An 18,521-nucleotide genomic window follows, 5' to 3' on the forward strand; every position below is an offset into this window, starting at 1 on the left:
GGGCATCTCATCCCGTTCCGCAACGCGAACACTACAAGCGGACGCAACGCCTCCCGGGGAAAGAAGACTGTCGTCGGTTGCCATCACATGGTCCGAAGCCGGTTCCTAGGACTTGAAACTGCGCTATCGGGATGACAGAGCATGGAGCGACTGGATTCCGCTCGAAGCCGAATACTCCGATGACGTCCAATCCGCATCCGCCGTACAAAGCACCGGCCCCGTCTACGTAGGCACGGCCGATGCGGTGCAAGCACGGATGATGGTGCTCGGGAACGACGTCGCATCATCGACCGCGACTCCGCAACTGATCATCATCGATTGGGGATATACCCTAAAACCGCAACAAGACAGCGAAAACATACCGGGACAAGACGAGACCATCCCGTCAATCAAGCCGACCATCACCCCGACGATTCACACCCGCGAGGAATGGTGGCGTTCCGACCTTCCCGAACGTACGTGGACCCCCGACCGCGATGCCAACTGGCGTGGGGCAATCGTCCATCATACGGTCGACCGCAACGACTATTCACGTGCCGAGGTCAAGGCGATCATCCAGAACATCTATACATTCCATTGCGAAGAACGCGGCTGGGGCGACATCGGATACAACCTGCTGGTTGACCGCTTCGGCGGCATTTGGGAGGGACGCGACGAAGGCGTGGCCAATGCCATGGTGCAGGCCAGCAATGTCGAAGCAGCGCACACCGGCAGCTTCAACACCGCGACGTTCGGGGTCGCGGTGATCGGCAGCTTCCATCTGGACGATGAGCCCTCCGACGCGGCGATTGAATCCACGGCCTCCGCAATAGCCTGGGAATTTGCAGGATTGGGTCTCATGGACGCCACCGGTACGTTCGAATATCACGGGACCCAACAGCGCATCTCCGGGCACGGCGACGGATCGCACTGGTACAACGCAGAAAATCACACACTGTGCCCGGGAATCCATCTGAGCGACCGGCTGCCGGACATCCGCACGATTACGGACTCACTTCTGCACGGCATCATGCCGGAAGGAGGTACGCCCGTATACCGACTGTATAATCCCAACGACGGCCTGCATCACTACACCGCCGATTCCGCCGAGCGCGAATCCCTGGTAGCTCTGGGATGGAACGACGAACACGTCATCTTCTACGCGAACAACAACAGCGGCGCGCCCGTATACCGGCTGTACAACCCCAACGACAGTAACCACTTCTGGACCATGAACCCGCGGGAATACGATTACCTCGTCTCCATTGGCTGGAATGGGGAGCATCAGGCATGGTACGCCGCGGATGAATCCAGCCAACCGATCTATCGCCTGTACAATCCACATTCCGGGGAACATTTCTATACCGACGATGCGAACGAACGAACCCATCTCAGTGACATCGGCTGGCAGGACGAAAACATCGCATGGTATGGACTCACATGATGCCCGAACCACGTCCGTGCTCCGGGCCGCGCCACGCTCCAACAGCATCGATGAGATAAAATCCTCATCCGGCATCGGAATCATCTCCCGCCCCATGCTAACGACATAGCGCCGCATTCAGTCAGTGCGAGTACAATATTCGCGATGAAGTAAACGGCGATTGAACGATCGGTGACATGACTAAGAAGCACAGGGATACGGAGCGCAACGTAACGACACACCCAAGCGACCAGCTCTCTGCGGAGGAACCGGCCAACGAGATGATGGCATGCGATACGTCAGCCAGCGAATCCGCTGACGCCGTGTCCGAGGAACCCAACAAATCCCCGGGCGCAACGCAAGACACGGATATGCCCATGGCAAGCTCACCGACGGACGTGGATGACGTTCAGAGCGCCGATTCCTCCCCCGTCGCTGATGAATCTCCCAGCTCAACGAATGCCGACACTCAGGAAAATACCGTATGGCGCGCGTGGCAGACACGACTGTTACGTTTTACGGATACATGCAAGCCCGCGTGTCGTGTAATTGCGACGTTATGGCGTTCAAGACCCAAAGCTTCCTATGCACTTTACGCGCTGATCTTCACGTGCACAACCATTGCAAGCACACTGATTCTGCAGTGGAGCGTATTCCAAGAACCCGATTCGTCCGAAACACCGGACGCGACAACCTCGATCTGGGAAAGCGTTGCGGGTCGCCTGACAAAATTCGTCGCCCAAATCTGGCTGGAGCACAATAAACTGTTCCTACTGAACGCATTAGTCATCGCGCTGCTCTACTGCACGGTTCTTTTTCTCATCAACCGTTTCTGGATTGCCTCCGCAGTCATTCTCACCGCTTCGATCGTTTATGCGGTAGCCAATAAATGCAAGGTCCTGCTACGTAATGAACCCATTATCCCAGCCGATTTCTCTTTTATCACCAGCGGCAACACCAACGAACTGATTTCATTCGTTCCCAGTGATGGCAGGAATCTTATAACGACCGCGCTCATCGCCATTGCCGGATTACTGGTCGCCTTCATCATTCTGCAAATCATCGACGGGCGAAAACAATTTATTCCTGGCCGTTGGCAGTGCCTGAAAACCAGTATCAAACACCGGATAGGAATGGTGGCCAGACTGCTCGCTTTTCTGCTATCCGCGACCATGCTGTTCTCCTTCTGTTGGAATCTCTCGGTAAAGGATTCCTGGGCATATAGCCTCGCCTACGACTGGCAAGACAGGCCTGTGATGTCCAGCGCAATCGCAGATGCGCAGAACAACGGCACCGTCATCTCATTCTCACGGTTATTGCATACCGACATCATGGAGGAACCTGAGGGGTACAGTCAGGCGGCCATGGAAAAGCTGACCAAGAAATATTCCCGACTCGCCGAGGAAATCAACCTGAATCGGAACAATCGATTGACGGACAGCACCGTAATCATGATTCTTTCGGAATCATTCGCCGACCCGACAAGGATTCCCGGCCTCGCTTTCACCCAGGATCCCATTCCCAATATTCGACAGATTGAAACGACCACGACCTCCGGTCTTATGCTGTCATCGGGATACGGCGGCGGAACCGCCAATATCGAATACGAGGCCCTGACTGGTCTCAGCATGTCGAATTACAGTCCGTCATTGTCAAGCGCATACCAACAGCTTGTCCCGAACCAGCAGTGGGCGCCCTCCTTCAATCAGCTGTGGAACGAAGAGGACGGTACCGGCGACTCCACTGCTTTGCATAGTTTCTTCCGGAACATGTATCTTCGCGACACCGTATACGAGAAATTCGGATTCTCGGAATTCAGGACGATAGACGGCTCGAACATGCTGGAGAACCGCGACCTTCTCCCCGGCGCCATTTATGTCTCTGACGAAGCAAGCTATGACAATGTCATCACTCAATTAGAATCGAGACCGAACGAAAACCAGTTCATCCATTTGGTCACGATGCAGAATCACATGCCATATTACGACTGGGGACAAGGCAACGTATACCTTGAAGGAGCGGTCACAGGCGATATCGACGAAACGGAGCGAGAACAGATTTCATACTATGTCAACGGCCTTACGTTCACTGATGAGGCGACACGTGACTTCATCGCCCGTCTCGACCAGATCGACAAACCGATTACCGTGATTTGGTATGGGGATCATCTTCCTTCCGTATATGCCACGGCCAACGCCGATGCCGCCAATGCCCTGACCACGCATGAAACCGACTATTTCATCTGGTCAAATGCCGCTTCTACCTCGGCTGGGGTGAAACTCGACCCCACGGTTGCGGGGATCACCTCACCAAATTATTTCATGGCGATTGCCGCAAACCATATGAACGCCAAGGTCACACCGTTCATCGCATTCCTCACCGCTATGCATACAGCGATTCCGGCCATGGCTCCTGCCTCCATAGCGGGCGCGGAAAGCACCGAGCCGGTCTATCTCGACAATGCGGGGATGCTTCTTTCCGAATCCGCGTTGTCCGAAGAGGCACGGGAATTGCTCAACGACTACAGGTTGATCCAATACGATATCAGCGCAGGAAAATCATATCTTAACGACACCTCATTCATGAGTCTTCAATGACCGTTCCTGGGCATGCCAGATTATCAGGACAGGTTTGACATGGTCCTGCAGCTGGGCGTGCCGTAAACTATATGTCATCGCTTCGATTATCTACCCATGGAGGAACAAAGGTGAGCGCATCACTGGGGATTGCTCATGCACTGATCACGCAAAGCACTTTGGAACGCATCGGCGGCAGCGAAGTGCAGGCGTATGAGCTTGCGGCGTTTCTGTCGGAACAGGGTGTTGACGTCACGATATACACTTGGTTCGCCAACTCGCCCATGCTGGACATACTGCTGCAGGCCGGGGTCAACGTCATACAACGGGGAACCGAAGAAGAAACGCATCTGCATCTCAATGATTTCGACCTGATCTGGGTCCAGCACGAGACCCTGCCAGAGTCGATCATAGTCGATTTGCTATCCGGGCAAGTCAGCGACACCACGCTCATTTTCTCTCACATGTCTCCGTTCGAAGAAATCCGTATCGAATTCCCATACATCTACGACTTCGAGAATCGCTTTTCCGATCTTTCCGTATTCAATTCCCCCAGTACTTTGGAAGCTCAACGATCTTCTTTCCCCGCGAATTTCGCCAGATATGCAATCTATCCCAATCCGGCCCCCACGGAATTCGCCTTGTCCACCGCAAACAGCCACGATGCAATCACCTCCATTCTGGTCGTTTCCAACCATCGCCCACCGGAACTGGACGAAGCCATCATCCGATTGAGAGCATCCGGAATCACCGTTGATTTGCTGCAGGACGTACAAGGCAATACCGCATCACAAATCACGAATGAGGAAATCCTCTCCCGCTATGACGTAATCATATCCATAGGCAAAACGGTCCAATACTGTCTGACGATGGGGAAACCGGCGTTCATCTACGATCAATTCGGAGGGCCGGGATATCTCAATGATCGAAATTTCGACATCATTGCCTTTCACAATTTTTCCGGTCGTACGGAACTATCCACACAATCACTTGTGCAATCGAAGATGCAACATACTTCGATGCGAATGAATGCCCAAGATATCGTTCGCAACATAGTCGAAGGATACGATGAAGCTCGTCGATATCATATCGCCAATCGAACAAGATTCATCAAACGATATTCGATCGACCAACTCTTTCCCGCCCTCATCAAGCGAGCACAATCAAACTCTGAACGCATACATGAAACGTTGTCTGAACATTATTCCACATATGTCATTCATGACGAACGGGCCATTGCGAATTTCATCGTCCGCATTCAACAATTAAACAATCCGGTCTCCGAATTCTATCATCAGCAATGTCAGATTTTCTATTCCGCCGACGGACAATTCAGTGAAGATCAATCGGATACGTACCCGAAACTCCGCCAGCACATGGAAATAACACTGCCGGATTCCCGAACCTGTTATTACCGAATCGATTTCGGCGAACAGCCATGTGTGATAAGAATCCACAACAGCGACAGCCCCGATGCAACCATCACTTCCAATGCCGTGTTCCAATACCACGACTGGATGGTTTTCACATCGCCCGATCCACAAATCTATTGCCGCATATCCGGCGAACGGCCCATCACGATCACGGCAGACATATTTCCGATTTCCCATATTCCCGACAAGGCCTCGCGGGAATTCGCGAACACCGTCTCCGACCGAATTCGGCAGGGCGATGAAGCCATTAATCGATTGGCCTACCTTGCCAACCGCCCTTGGTTCCGAATCGCCGGACACATTCATGACGTCATTCATCATTTTCGACATTAGCGACAGGAGGCCTCAGGTGGATGACAATCGCCCCCGCAACTGATTCCGATACCTGCGAGCGCAACCGCTCTCCAGACATAGGTTTAGGGTACGATAGATATCATGGTTGAAAGCTTTTCTCCAAAAAACATCATCGTGACCGGTGGCTGTGGTTTCATCGGCAGTAATTTCGTGCATTACGTGGTGAACAACCACCCCGAGACGCATGTGACGGTGCTGGACAAGCTCACGTATGCCGGCAATCCCGAGAACATCGCGGGTCTACCGTCGGATCGGGTGGAGCTGGTGGTCGGTGACATCTGCGATGCGGGTTTGTTGGACCGTATCGTGCCTGGTCATGATGCGATCGTGCATTACGCGGCGGAGTCGCATAACGACAATTCGATCGCGGATCCGGAGCCGTTCCTCAAAACGAATGTGGAGGGCACGTATCGTCTGCTGGAGGCGTGCCGGAAATATGATGTCCGTTACCATCACATCAGTACGGACGAAGTGTATGGGGATCTGGCGTTGGACGATCCGGCCAGGTTCACGGAGTCGACTCCGTACCACCCCTCCAGTCCGTATTCGTCGACGAAGGCGGCGTCGGATCTGCTGGTGCGCGCGTGGACGCGCACGTACGGGCTGAGGACGACGATCAGCAACTGTTCGAACAACTACGGTCCCTTCCAGCATGTGGAGAAGTTCATCCCCAGGCAGATCACGAACATCCTGACGGGTGTGCGTCCGAAGCTGTACGGGGAGGGGTTGAACGTGCGGGATTGGATCCATACGGAGGACCACAGTTCCGCGGTGTGGACGATCCTGACGCGGGGTCGTATCGGTGAGACGTATCTGATCGGCGCGGATGGTGAGCGGAACAACATCACCGTGTTGCGCATGATTCTCGAGATGATGGGCAAAGATTCCGACGACTTCGACCATGTCAGGGATCGTCCGGGCCATGACCGCCGGTACGCGATCGACGCGACCAAGCTGCGCACAGAACTGGGCTGGACCCCGGCGCACACGGACTTCGCGGACGGCCTGAAGGCCACCATCGACTGGTACGCGGAGCACCGTCAGTGGTGGGAGAAGACCAAGGAGAGGACCGAGGCCCGTTACAAGGCCCAGGGGCAGTGATTCGTTCGGCGGGGTGCATGACCGAGGAGGCATGTGCCCCGCTACCGTGTTCGTTGAAACAATCCGGGGATTCCCGGGAAAGTGAGTGGATGATGGAGTTCGAGAAGGATTTGAGGGTCACGGAGACGAATATCCCGGGTTTGTTGGTGTTCGATCTGAGCGTGCATGGCGATAACCGTGGCTGGTTCAAGGAGAACTGGCAGCGGGCGAAGATGACCGCGCTGGGTCTGCCGGATTTCGGTCCGGTGCAGAACAACATCAGCTTCAACGCGAAGCGCGGCGTGACGCGCGGCATCCACGCGGAGCCGTGGGACAAGTTCATCAGTGTGGCGACAGGCGAGATTTTCGGCGCGTGGGTGGACCTGCGGCCGGGCGACTCATTCGGCCGGGTGTATACGACGCGCCTGGATCCGTCGAAGGCGATCTTCGTGCCGCGCGGCGTGGGCAACAGCTTCCAGGCGTTGGAGGACGGCACCGCGTACACGTATCTGGTGAACGCGCATTGGTCGCTGGAACAGAAGAAGACGTACACGTTCGTGAACCTCGCCGACCCCGAGCTGAACGTCCAGTGGCCGATCCCGCTGGACGAGTGCGAACTTTCCGATGCCGATCTGCACCATCCGATGTTGAAGGACGCGAAGCCGATGGCTCCAAGACGCACGATGGTGACCGGCTGCAACGGCCAGCTGGGCCGCGCGATTCGCGCCTACGTCGAGGAGCACGGTCTCCAGGGTTTTGAGTTCAACGACATCGACACGTTCGATTTCTCCAACCCCAAGCAGTATGAGCAGTTCGACTGGAGCCTGTACGGTACGATCATCAACGCGGGCGCGTACACGGCCGTGGACAAGGCGGAGACGCCTGAGGGACACGTGGCGGCGTGGAAGGCGAACGCGCAGGGCCCGGCCCTGCTGGCGCGTGTGGCTGCGGAGCATAACATCACGCTGGTGCACGTGAGTTCGGATTACGTGTTCGACGGGGCACGCGAGGTGCATGACGAGTCGGAGCCGTTCAGCCCGTTGGGCGTGTACGGGCAGACCAAGGCCGCGGGCGACATCGCCGTCGGCAACTGCCCCAGGCATTACATCCTCCGCAGCTCGTGGGTGATCGGCGACGGGCGTAATTTCGTCAGGACGATGAAGACCCTGTCGGACCGCGTCGCCGACCCGCAGGACGCGTTGGACCAGGTCACGGTGGTCGACGACCAGATCGGCCGACTCACGTTCACGGATGACATGGCATCGGCGATCTTCCACCTGCTGGGCTACCGGGACACCCCCGAACCCGTGGAGCCCGCCGCGTATGGCACGTACGACATGACCGGTTCCGGGGAGTCCGCCAGCTGGTGCGGAATCGCCCGTATGGTGTTCGACCAGGCCAACGGCAACGGCGACAAAGTCAAGCCCGTGACCACCGCCGAGTACTACGCCAACACCACCGGCCCCGTCAGCCCCCGCCCCGCGTACAGCACCCTCAACCTCGGGAAAATCGAAAACACCGGATACAGGCCCGCCAACTGGCAAGAAAGCCTGAACGCCTATACCGCGACCCTGTAAGCTTATCCGGCCTGCGTTGTGCCTGCATCTCATCAAAACAAGAAACGGGCACAACGCAGGCCGTACACTGGTAATCATGACTGCCGCAGAACCGCTGATTTCCGTCATCGTACCGGTATATAACGCCGAACGCTATCTGCACTATTGCGTGGATTCGATTCTTGGCCAGAGTTACCGAAATCTTGAGGTGATTCTGGTTGACGATGGCGCCACCGACGCTTCGGGCATCATCTGTGACCGTTACGCAGAGCAGGATTCCCGTGTCGTGGTCATTCACCAGGACAATGGCGGCATCGCCAAAGCGCAGAACACGGGTCTCGATAACGCGCATGGCGAGTTCATCGCCTTTGCCGACAATGATGATATTCTCGATTGCCATAACATCGAATACTTGTTGCATGCCTTACAAACCACCGGCGCCGATATGAGCAAAGGGCGCTGGCGGCAATTTGGAGTATCCCAGCTGGGCACGGTTGGTCAGACCGCCTCGTGCGGGACGGAGCATCCGACAAACATCACCGTCATCAGCGAACCATTGCAGGCCTACCAGAGCGTATTCTGCAAATCGCTACGTATCGTCGGAGAGCTTCTGGGCCGGCATGCCGAAGCCCGGTACTTCAACGAAGCCAACTGGTGCCGTCTGTATCGCCGCGAGCTCTGGGAAGGCCTGCGCTTCGAACCGGGCTGCTATGCACAGGACATCCGCATGGCGGGGCCGTTATACGCACGAATGAACAAAGTCGCGGATGTTGACGCCGTGTTGTACTACTGGCTCCAGGAACCGGATTCCGTCACCCATTCAAAACGGACCGCGCAATTCTGGCATGACAACGTCACTGCGGCGGCGACCAATTTTCGATTCACGCTCGACCGCGGAATCACACCGTACCGGAATTATTTCGGATTGACAGCAAGCGTACGGGACGAGAAAAAAGGACTCCGCCGACTCGGCGAAGCTTGCACTTCCGAAGATATGGATCGTTATCGCAGCGATGACACGGTCGTGAAAGCGTTGGTTGCGGAACTCCCCCCCGTCACACGGCTCCAGTGCGTTCTCCTTGCTGCCCTCCGGCGAATAGAAAACACCGTCTATGACCGCAATGTGCATAATATGCGCTGACCCCGAGATAACGCCCGGTTTGTTGCGCATTTTGGTTGAGGCTTGAGTTGAGAGACATGGTCCGTCGTCCGGGTACGATTTCAGTCGCCAAACCAAATCAACCTATTTAGGAAGGCGACGGATAACGCCCGATTTTTTGCGCACTTTGTGATTCGGGCTTTCCGGAAGGGAACATGGCCCGTGCCGGGTACGATTTTCAGTCGCCAGACATGAAAAACGCGATTGGAAAAGAGGCACGGGCCATGTCCAAGGAAATCATACAGTTCGACCAGGCCATGTTCGAGACCAGGCTCGACGCCATGGTGCGCGACAAGGTCGAGCAGATCGTCAACGCGATGCTCGACGAGGAGGCCGACCTGATCGCCAACGCCGCCAGATACGAGAGAAGCGATGGGCGCAAGGCGTACCGGGCCGGCCATTACGGGCGCGGGTTCACCGTCAAGGCCGGCAGGCTCGCCCTCAGGATCCCCAAGCTGAAGGGCGCGGTCTTCGAATCCGCGGTCATCGAACGCTACCGGCGCAGGGAGCAGAGCGTCGAGGAATCATTGATCGACATGTACCTGGCCGGCGTCTCCACCCGGCGCGTGGACGACATCAGCCAGCTGCTGTGGGGAGAGCGCATGCCCTCGCAGACGCTCTCCGACAAGCTCAAGAGGGTGTACGATCAGATCGACCAATGGCGCAACCGGCCTCTGGATAGCGAGTACCCGTACGTGTTCATGGACGGCGTGTGGCACAAGCGCTCATGGGGCGGCGGAGTGGAGAACGTGAGCGTGCTCGTCGCCATCGGCGTCGACGCCGATGGTCGCCGGGAGGTGATCGGCGTGGCGGAGGGCATGAAGGAGGACAAGGCCGGATGGGAGCAGTTCATACGGTCCATGATCGAGCGCGGGCTGAAGGGCGTGCGCCTGGTCGTCGGCGACAGGTGCGCCGGACTGGTCGCCACCGTCGACTCTATGCTCCCCAAGGCGAGGTACCAGCGGTGCATGGTGCACTTCATGCGCAACGTGCTCTCCAAGGTGCCGCCCACCCACAGGGAATGGGCATCCGCCGCGCTCAAGGCGATCTTCGCCATGGAATCGCGCGCGTCCGCCCTCGCCAAGGCTGAGACCGTCGCCTCCGAGATGGAGACCCGAAAGCTCAGGGCTGCGGCCAACTGCCTTAGGGAGGGCATCGGCGAGACCACGACCTACCTGCTCGACGAATACCCCGCCGAGCACCGACGCCGGATCCGCACCAACAACATGATCGAACGGCTGAACCGTGAGATCCGCAGAAGGACGCGTGTGGTCGGCAGCTTCCCCGACGGCAGGAGCGCCCTCATGCTCGTCTGCGCCAGAATCAGATACGTCACCGCCAACGAATGGTCCACACGCCGCTACCTCGACATGTCCCGACTCAATGACAGGCTCATGGAAGCGAACTGATCACCGCGCCACGGACGGGCGGAACCACATTTGCGCAACTTTTCGGGCACAACCAGGCGACGGAACCATGCCGAATCAGATTCTACAGGTCGACGAGAACATGCTCGAGACGAAGCTGGACCGGTTGGTGTCGGAGAAGGTCGAACAGCTGTTGAACGCGATGCTGGACGCGGAGGCCGACGAGATCACGGGCGCGGCCAGGTACGAGCGGTCCGGGGAGCGCAGGGCGTACCGGGCCGGCCACTACGAGCGGAACCTGACCGTGAAGGCCGGGACCATGACCCTGAAGGTCCCGAAGCTCAAGGGCGCGCTGTTCGAGTCGGCGGTCATCGAACGATATCGCAGGAGGGAGGAGAGCGTCGAGGAGGCGCTGATCGACATGTACCTGGCGGGAGTGAGTACGCGTCAGGTCGACGACATCAGCAGGCTTTTGTGGGGAGAACGCATGCCCTCCCAGACGTTGAGCGACAAGCTCAAGAAGGTGTACGAGGACATCGACCGATGGCGGAATCGCCCATTGACGGACCGTTCGTACCCGTATCTGTTCGTGGACGGGGTGTGGCACAAACGCGCCTGGGGCGGGTCGGTCGAGAACGTGAGCGTGCTGGTCGCGATCGGCGTGGACGACACCGGGCATCGTGAGGTGATCGGCGTGACCGAGGGCATGAAGGAGGACAAGGCCAGCTGGGAGCAGTTCATCAGAAGCCTGATCGAACGCGGGCTGAAAGGCGTGCGCCTGGTCGTCGGCGACCGGTGCGCCGGGCTCGTGTCCACCGTGAACGCGATGCTGCCGGACGCCGGATACCAGCGGTGCATGGTCCACTTCATGCGCAACGTGCTCTCCAGGGTCAGCCACAAACACATGGCATGGGCCGCGTCGGCGCTCAAGGCCATATTCGCCATGGAATCCCGGGAATCCGCGTTGGAGAAGGCCGAATGCGTGGCCGCGCAGATGGAATCCACGGGATTGAAGGCCGCGGCCTCATGCCTGCGGGAGGGCGTCGGCGAGGCGACCACCTACCTGCTCGACGAGTATCCCGTCGAGCACCGGCGGCGGATCCGCACGAACAACATGATCGAACGGCTCAACCGGGAGATCCGCCGCAGGACGCGCGTGGTCGGCTCGTTCCCCGACGGCAGGAGCGCGCTCATGCTCGTCTGCGCGCGCATCCGATACGTCACCGCCAACCAATGGTCCACGCGCCGCTACCTGGACATGTCCCGGCTCGGTGACACCATGCAGACAACCGACTGAAACCGACCCGGCAACGGGCCAGACCGCTTTTGCGCAAGACTTCGGGCACAACCCGCCCTGCTGGCGCGCGTGTGCGCGGAGCACAACATCACCCTGGTGCACGTGTCGAGCGATTACGTGTTCGACGGGACCGCCGAATTGCATGACGAGGAGGAGGCGTTCGCGCCGTTGGGCGTGTACGGCCAGTCGAAGGCCGCGGGTGACATCGCGGTCGCGAACGCGCCGCGCCATTACATCCTGCGCTCGAGCTGGGTGATCGGCGAGGGCCACAACTTCGTGAAGACCATGATGGGCTTGTCCGGCAGGGTCGCGAACGGTGAGCTGGAGAAGGTGACGGTGGTGGACGACCAGTACGGGCGCCTCACGTTCACCAAGGACATGGCGGACGCGATCTTCCACCTACTCGACAGTGGCGCGGCGTACAGCACGTACGACCTGACCGGTTCCGGGGCTGTGAAGAGTTGGGCGGACATCGCGCGCACGGTATTCGATCTGACGAACGGCAACGGCGGGAAGGTCAAGCCGATCTCGACCGCGGAGTATTTCGCGAACGCGAAGGTGCCGGTGAGCCCGCGCCCGACGTATTCCGCGCTGGACCTGGCCAAGATCGAGGCCACGGGCTTGGACGTGCCGGACTGGGAGGAGTCCCTGAAGGCATACGTCACCAAGGAACTCAAGAAGTAACAGATTTGTCTCGGGCGGTTTCCTCAGCGAAACCGCCCGAGACTTGTGTAATTAGGTTTTTATAAACCGCAGAGAAGGGAATCTTTCATAATGAAGGGCATTATTCTTGCTGGTGGCTCGGGTACGAGACTGTACCCGTTGACCACGGTCACGTCGAAGCAGCTGCTCCCGGTGTACGACAAGCCGATGATCTACTATCCGCTCAGCGTGCTGATGATGGCCGGCATCCGTGACATCCTGATCATCAGCACGCCGAAGGATCTGCCGAATTTCCAGCGGCTTCTGGGTGATGGTTCGCATTACGGGGTGCGGTTCTCGTATAAGGTGCAGCCGTCTCCGGATGGTCTCGCGCAGGCGTTCCTGTTGGGTGAGGAGTTCATCGCGGGCGAGCCGTGCGCGCTGGTGTTGGGTGACAACATCTTCTACGGCAATGGTCTGGGCGCTACGCTGCGTGGCGCGGTCGCGAAGGCCGAGTCCGGCGAGGGCGCGAGCGTGTTCGGCTATTATGTCGATGATCCGGAACGGTATGGCGTGGTCGAGTTCGATGAGGATAGGAAGGCCGTGTCGATCGAGGAGAAGCCGGCCCATCCGAAGTCGCATTACGCGGTGACCGGCCTGTACTTCTACGACGAGCACGTGGTCGAGTATGCCAAGCGGGTGAAGCCGAGCCCGCGTGGCGAGTTGGAGATCACGGATCTGAACCGCATGTACCTGGACGCTGGCATGCTGAACGTGCGCACGCTGGGGCGTGGCTACGCGTGGTTGGACACGGGCACGATGGATTCTTTGTTTGAGGCGGGTGAGTTCGTGCGTACCGTGCAGCGTGCGCAGGGTCTGCCGATCGCGATCGTGGAGGAGATCGCCTACGAGAACGGCTGGATCACGCGCGACCAGCTCATGGAGTCCGCAGAGCGCTACGGCAAGAGCCCGTACGGAAGGCATCTCAAGGGCATCGCCGACGGCGAGATCATGCTAGTCCCCAACCAAAAGAACTGACTTTGATGGCCTGATTCTTGTTCCGCCTCACTATGAAGGCGGAACAAGAATCAGGCCACTTCATCTCGAAGTTATGCTGCCACTGTGTCGCGTTGATATTCCGTCGTCGTTAGCTCGCGTCTGGTCTGTCTGAGCTGGACGTACAGATTGCGGATGCGCAGGACGGATGCCGTGTTGGCGCTGCCGGGATGAGCACCGACAGTTGCCATTCGGCAAAGACGGACAGCTCATGATGCTCTATCTTTTGTGCCGACGGCGTAGTCGGATCCGGTATCATGATCCATATACGGGGACCGCTCGGGAAATAGCTCGGAGCAGAGCAGGCGGTTTGTCCATGTCCAGCAATGGCATCGGCCAATGCAAGTGGACGTTTTCGTGCGTATTGATATCAGACTGTGACTCATCGCCATCGTCGGGCTCGATGACGGCGATCAGTATCAGCATATCCGCCAGCCCGGCGTCGACCAGGTCATCGGCTTCGACGCGCCGAAACGGTCGAACAGAACAAGGTGCATCCACACATGCGGGCGGGGCTATCGTCCAGCCTGTCACCTCTTCAATCCCACCCCCCTGCTAGCATGTTAGTTATATTGTGTCATAAGAAATGACTGAGAGAATGGATTCTCGAATGGATCAGAATCAGATGGAACAGGAAGAAGGGATTACCCTCGGGGAATTGCTGCAGATAATCCAGAAGCACATCGTTTCCGCAATCGTCGTCTGCGTGGTCGTGTTTGCTGCAGTGGCGGCTTACACGTTCCTGGCACCGAAGAAGTATGAGGCGACGGCCGAGCTGTTGGCCATGTCCGGCCAGGGCGCGATCAGCGGCGACGCCAATGCCTCCCAGTACAGCTCGATCGGTTCCTATATCAATACGCAGATCGCCACCTACCCGCAACTGGTGAAGACCGAAGCCGTACTCGCGCCGGTCATCGACGACCTCGGCCTGGACACCACGGTCGCCGAAACCGCCGAGCTGATCACCGCAAGCAACCCGGCCGGTACCTTCATGGTCGGCATCACCGCCGAGACCGAGGACCCCGCGCTCTCCCAGCAGCTCGCCAACGCCGTGGCCGACAGCCTGAGCGAGCAGGTCTCGACCTCGATGGACACGGTGAGCAAGGACCAGGCCCCGGTGTCGCTGTCCGTCGTGCAGCAGGCCGCCCTGCCGGAGGGGCCGAGCTCGCCGAACGTGCCGCTCTACCTTGCGGCCGGCCTGGTCGTCGGCGTCATCCTGGGCATCGGCTTCGCAATCGTCCGTGAGATGCTCAACACCCGTATCGATACGACCTCCGACGTCCGAGGCATCCTCGGATCCTCGGCGATCGGCAGCATCCCGGACGATCAGATCCTGCTGAAGCAGCAGCCGGTCGTCGTCGCCCAGCCGGGTGGCCCGATCGCCGAGGAATACCGTCGTATTCGCACCAACATCTCGTTCCTGAAGACCGACCGCGTCTCCGGTGAAGGCCAGCTCATCGTCATCAGCTCGGTCTCCCCGTCCGAAGGCAAGACCACGACGGCCGTGAACGTGGCCGCCGCACTGGCCGAGGACGGTGCTAAGGTGCTGCTCATCGACGCCGACCTGCGTCATCCGTCAGTCGCCAAGCATCTGGGCATTGAGGGACATGCGGGTCTGGCCCATGTGCTTTCCGGACAAATGACCCCGAAAGATGTGGTACAGAGCTACTGGAAGCCGAACCTGCACATCCTGCCCGCCGGCAAGCGTCCGGCGAATGCCAGCATCCTGCTTAACTCCGACACGATGGAGGCGCTGGTCCGGCAGGCGCTCACCCAGTACGACTATGTCATCATCGATACCGCTCCGATGACCGTTTCGAATGACGGTGTTGTGTTCGGCCGTCTCGCCAACGGCATCGTGCTGGTAACCGGTAAGGGCATCACTGAGAAGAAGGACCTGCAGGAGACCGCCGAGACGCTCAAGACCGCCAGCGTTCCCGTGCTCGGATTCATTTTCACCTTCGCGGATCCGAAGAAGAGCCACGCCGGCAACTATTACTACTACTATTACGAGGACGGCACCAAGCGCAGCAACACCAAGCGCAAGGGCGGCAAGAACACCAAGCGCCGTCAGTAGTCTCAAAGTGAGTGACGGCCTGGGAGACGGCGTCTGTACGTTGAAGCGTTCAGACGCCGTTTTCATTATGCTTGCAGCGGTTCCCGGAGGTTGCCTCGTATAAGGCGGATAGCTGCCTGTACTGTCACGAATCGGCTACGTGTAAGGCGATAACGTGGCTCATTCCCCGATTCGGTTCCCGGGAATGACGTTTTACTGTGAACGTTCCATGGACACTGCGATGCAGTGTTGGAAGGGTTCGTCAGAGGAATTACTACACTATCCTTCAGAAGATATGTAGGGCACGTATGAGAGGGACGGTCTGACGATGAGCGACGACAGCCATTCCGATATCGACATGGATTTGAGCTTTCCAATGCTGCCGAATAAACCGAAGAGCAGCGGCAAGTCCGTATCCGAGGCGACGGGGGAGTCTTCTCATAAGAACTATGATCCGACATTCGTGAACGCATCGAATGCCGCGGACTCCTTGGCGTCGACTGCCCCATCGGGCGTGTCGGCCGTTGCTTCGTCCGATGAGAGTACTACGGCTCCAATGCGGTCAGAGTCGTCCGATGACGCCGACATCCTGCACCGCAGGGCAGGTAGGCCGCCCAAACCTCCGGTTCCCAGACCCAAGAACGGTGACGTCGTCGACACGTTCTGGGACATCCCACCCATCGAGTTCCCCACATCCAACTCCAGCGACGAGCCTGTGGACGGTCCGCGCCACGCGGCGTCCAAAGGCATGCTCTCGACCGCGGAGACCCAGTTGATCGCCTCCGGGAATACTCCGGACATCGTCGATTCGTCCTCGGACGAAGGCGACGACGCGAAAACCACCGTCTTAAAGACCGATGCATCCTCGGCGGCTCCCACCGCTCCACCGGAACATGCGCCGGAAACCACAGCATTTAGCGGTACACGGCTCTTTCCGGAAAGCGGCCCAGCCGCGCAGGAGACGGCCATCATCGAGACCGTACCATCGTTGGACTTTGGAAACGTCATCAGCGGTGAGACACCTGCGGCGATTCCACCAGTCGCGGCGGCAGGAGATGAATCAGTCGATGAAAACGCACACGGCAGCGAGAACTCCGAAACACCGGCCAGGAAACGGTTGTTCAAACCTGTGGCCATATCCATCACCATTGTGATTCTGGTCGCGGCCGTGGCCGTCGGCGGTGTGCTGTTATGGCGTAACCGTGAAAACGACGCGGAACACAGTGCGGCGCTATCCACATGTACTAGTGCGTCCGAGACATACAACACCGCTCGAGACGCACTCGACCAGGCGCTCGCCGACGCGAAGGACGAGCAGGCGATCACCGCTGATCAGGTTGCAGATGCCGCTACGGTAAGCTCATTGAGTGATGCCATCGACGAGGCAAACGGCATCGGTGAAGCCGCCGCTTGCGGTACGTCACTGTCCTCCGTGGATCTGCAACACAATGCGAAGACGAACCAGAAGTTGGCACAACAGCTTACCGACAGCGCCGGCAAGGTCACCGACGCAGCCAAGGCCGTGGCTGACAGTCGTGACGCCAAGACCGAAGCCGATAAGGCCAACGCACGAAACGCGCTGCAGACCGCAGTCAACGATGCGCAGACCCTGCTGGACAACAGCTTGTGGGCCGTGGCGGACAACACCACCCGCGTTACCCTCGAGGAGGCGATCAACGCGGCGAACGAGCTACTGCAACAAGACAACCCCGATCTGGCTGCGCTGCAGAACGCACAGGCTGCGCTGCAGTCGGCCAGCGACGGCGTGAATTCCTCGATGCAGGAGCTGGCAGCGCAGAATGCGACCGCGAACAATGGGTATTATGACTACGGATATGCCGGTAACCTTGGCGGGCCGACGGATACTGACGACGATAACGGTGATGTTACACCCCCCACGACGTCACCGCCATCGGTTGAACCCGAAAATCCGAACCTTAACGAGAATCAGGATGACGGGAATAAAGTTTCTCCGGAACCGGCGGAAGGCGAATAAACCGTGCGCTACCGTATGCCTGTTCCCTGCTGGGAGGACCCGGCTGGGAACAGGCATTGTCGTATATCCGTCCGCGGGTCGTCTCGCGACCGCATCACGGATTGCGCGTGTCAAGTAAGGCATACAGGTCCTCGAATGCGGGGTGCCGTTGCCATGCGTCATGGATGACATCAATTGGCGGTGGGAAAGTACTGAATGTTGTACTGTAAGGGGTGTATAAAACATATAGGAATTGCTGTGAAGATTTGACAGCCCCCCCCCCTATTCGTTTTATGCTGATATGCGTGAAACGAGGGGAGGGGGAGGTCGGAGGGGTTATGGATGCACGGAGAGAGGGGCAGGAGCTTCGTACGCAAGAGCTTCCTGTTGGTGTCCGTATGACGTCGTCGGCACGCGAACAGCGTGTACATGAACGTAGGGGGTTGTCCCATACGCAAGGTGTCGGTGATGCCTCAGCGGAGAACATGGTCAAGACGATTGACTCGTCCGCTTCTGAAGGGGGCGTGTGCAAGGGTGCAGTTTGCGGGGCTCCCGGAACCACGAATGA

11 protein-coding genes and 1 pseudogene are annotated in these 18,521 nt (G+C 58.3%); all 12 read left to right on the plus strand.

Translation table 11 applies throughout. The annotated features are described in order from the left end of the window. Positions 1 to 112: 112 nt before the first annotated feature. The 12 genes and pseudogenes from BIGA_RS08885 to BIGA_RS08895 all read left to right on the plus strand — a co-directional run bounded on the left by BIGA_RS08885 (position 113) and on the right by BIGA_RS08895 (position 17,974). Positions 113 to 1,423, plus strand: coding sequence for an N-acetylmuramoyl-L-alanine amidase (locus tag BIGA_RS08885; protein WP_051916995.1), 1,311 nt, complete (start codon positions 113 to 115; stop codon positions 1,421 to 1,423). A gap of 176 nt (positions 1,424 to 1,599) precedes the next feature. Continuing rightward, positions 1,600 to 3,999: an LTA synthase family protein gene (locus BIGA_RS01735; protein ID WP_152596051.1), complete on the plus strand. Its 2,400-nt coding sequence runs from the start codon at positions 1,600 to 1,602 to the stop codon at positions 3,997 to 3,999. 110 nt (positions 4,000 to 4,109) lie between these two features. Continuing rightward, the gene (locus BIGA_RS08890) at positions 4,110 to 5,744 is read left to right on the plus strand and encodes a glycosyltransferase family protein (RefSeq protein WP_051916996.1); all 1,635 of its coding nucleotides are present in this window, start codon (positions 4,110 to 4,112) and stop codon (positions 5,742 to 5,744) included. A gap of 102 nt (positions 5,745 to 5,846) precedes the next feature. Next, positions 5,847 to 6,866 carry a dTDP-glucose 4,6-dehydratase gene (rfbB, locus tag BIGA_RS01745; protein WP_033507905.1) on the plus strand — a complete coding sequence of 340 codons (1,020 nt, stop codon included), beginning with the start codon at positions 5,847 to 5,849 and terminating at the stop codon, positions 6,864 to 6,866. Positions 6,867 to 6,958: 92 nt separating this feature from the next. Continuing rightward, positions 6,959 to 8,422: a sugar nucleotide-binding protein gene (locus tag BIGA_RS01750; RefSeq protein WP_034259561.1), complete on the plus strand. Its 1,464-nt coding sequence runs from the start codon at positions 6,959 to 6,961 to the stop codon at positions 8,420 to 8,422. Between the two features lie 76 nt (positions 8,423 to 8,498). Further along, on the plus strand, positions 8,499 to 9,542 hold the full coding sequence (locus BIGA_RS01755; protein WP_033507913.1) for a glycosyltransferase: 1,044 nt from the start codon (positions 8,499 to 8,501) through the stop codon (positions 9,540 to 9,542). Between the two features lie 242 nt (positions 9,543 to 9,784). Then, complete coding sequence (locus tag BIGA_RS01760) at positions 9,785 to 10,969, plus strand: IS256 family transposase (protein WP_034259564.1); 1,185 nt, start codon at positions 9,785 to 9,787, stop codon at positions 10,967 to 10,969. 67 nt (positions 10,970 to 11,036) lie between these two features. Next, the gene (locus tag BIGA_RS01765) at positions 11,037 to 12,224 is read left to right on the plus strand and encodes an IS256 family transposase (RefSeq protein ID WP_034259567.1); all 1,188 of its coding nucleotides are present in this window, start codon (positions 11,037 to 11,039) and stop codon (positions 12,222 to 12,224) included. A 51-nt stretch (positions 12,225 to 12,275) separates the two neighbouring features. Beyond that, positions 12,276 to 12,908 (plus strand): annotated as a pseudogene (locus tag BIGA_RS01770) (SDR family oxidoreductase); the annotation flags it as partial. Positions 12,909 to 12,998: 90 nt separating this feature from the next. Beyond that, positions 12,999 to 13,904 (plus strand): glucose-1-phosphate thymidylyltransferase RfbA, encoded by a 906-nt coding sequence (rfbA, locus tag BIGA_RS01775; protein ID WP_033506649.1) that lies wholly within the window; start codon positions 12,999 to 13,001, stop codon positions 13,902 to 13,904. 661 nt (positions 13,905 to 14,565) lie between these two features. Further along, positions 14,566 to 15,999: a polysaccharide biosynthesis tyrosine autokinase gene (locus BIGA_RS01780; RefSeq protein ID WP_033506771.1), complete on the plus strand. Its 1,434-nt coding sequence runs from the start codon at positions 14,566 to 14,568 to the stop codon at positions 15,997 to 15,999. Between the two features lie 307 nt (positions 16,000 to 16,306). After that, on the plus strand, positions 16,307 to 17,974 hold the full coding sequence (locus BIGA_RS08895; protein WP_051916998.1) for a hypothetical protein: 1,668 nt from the start codon (positions 16,307 to 16,309) through the stop codon (positions 17,972 to 17,974). Positions 17,975 to 18,521: the final 547 nt, after the last annotated feature.

This window comes from Bifidobacterium pullorum subsp. gallinarum, from assembly GCF_000741215.1.
Classification (GTDB): domain Bacteria; phylum Actinomycetota; class Actinomycetes; order Actinomycetales; family Bifidobacteriaceae; genus Bifidobacterium; species Bifidobacterium pullorum_B.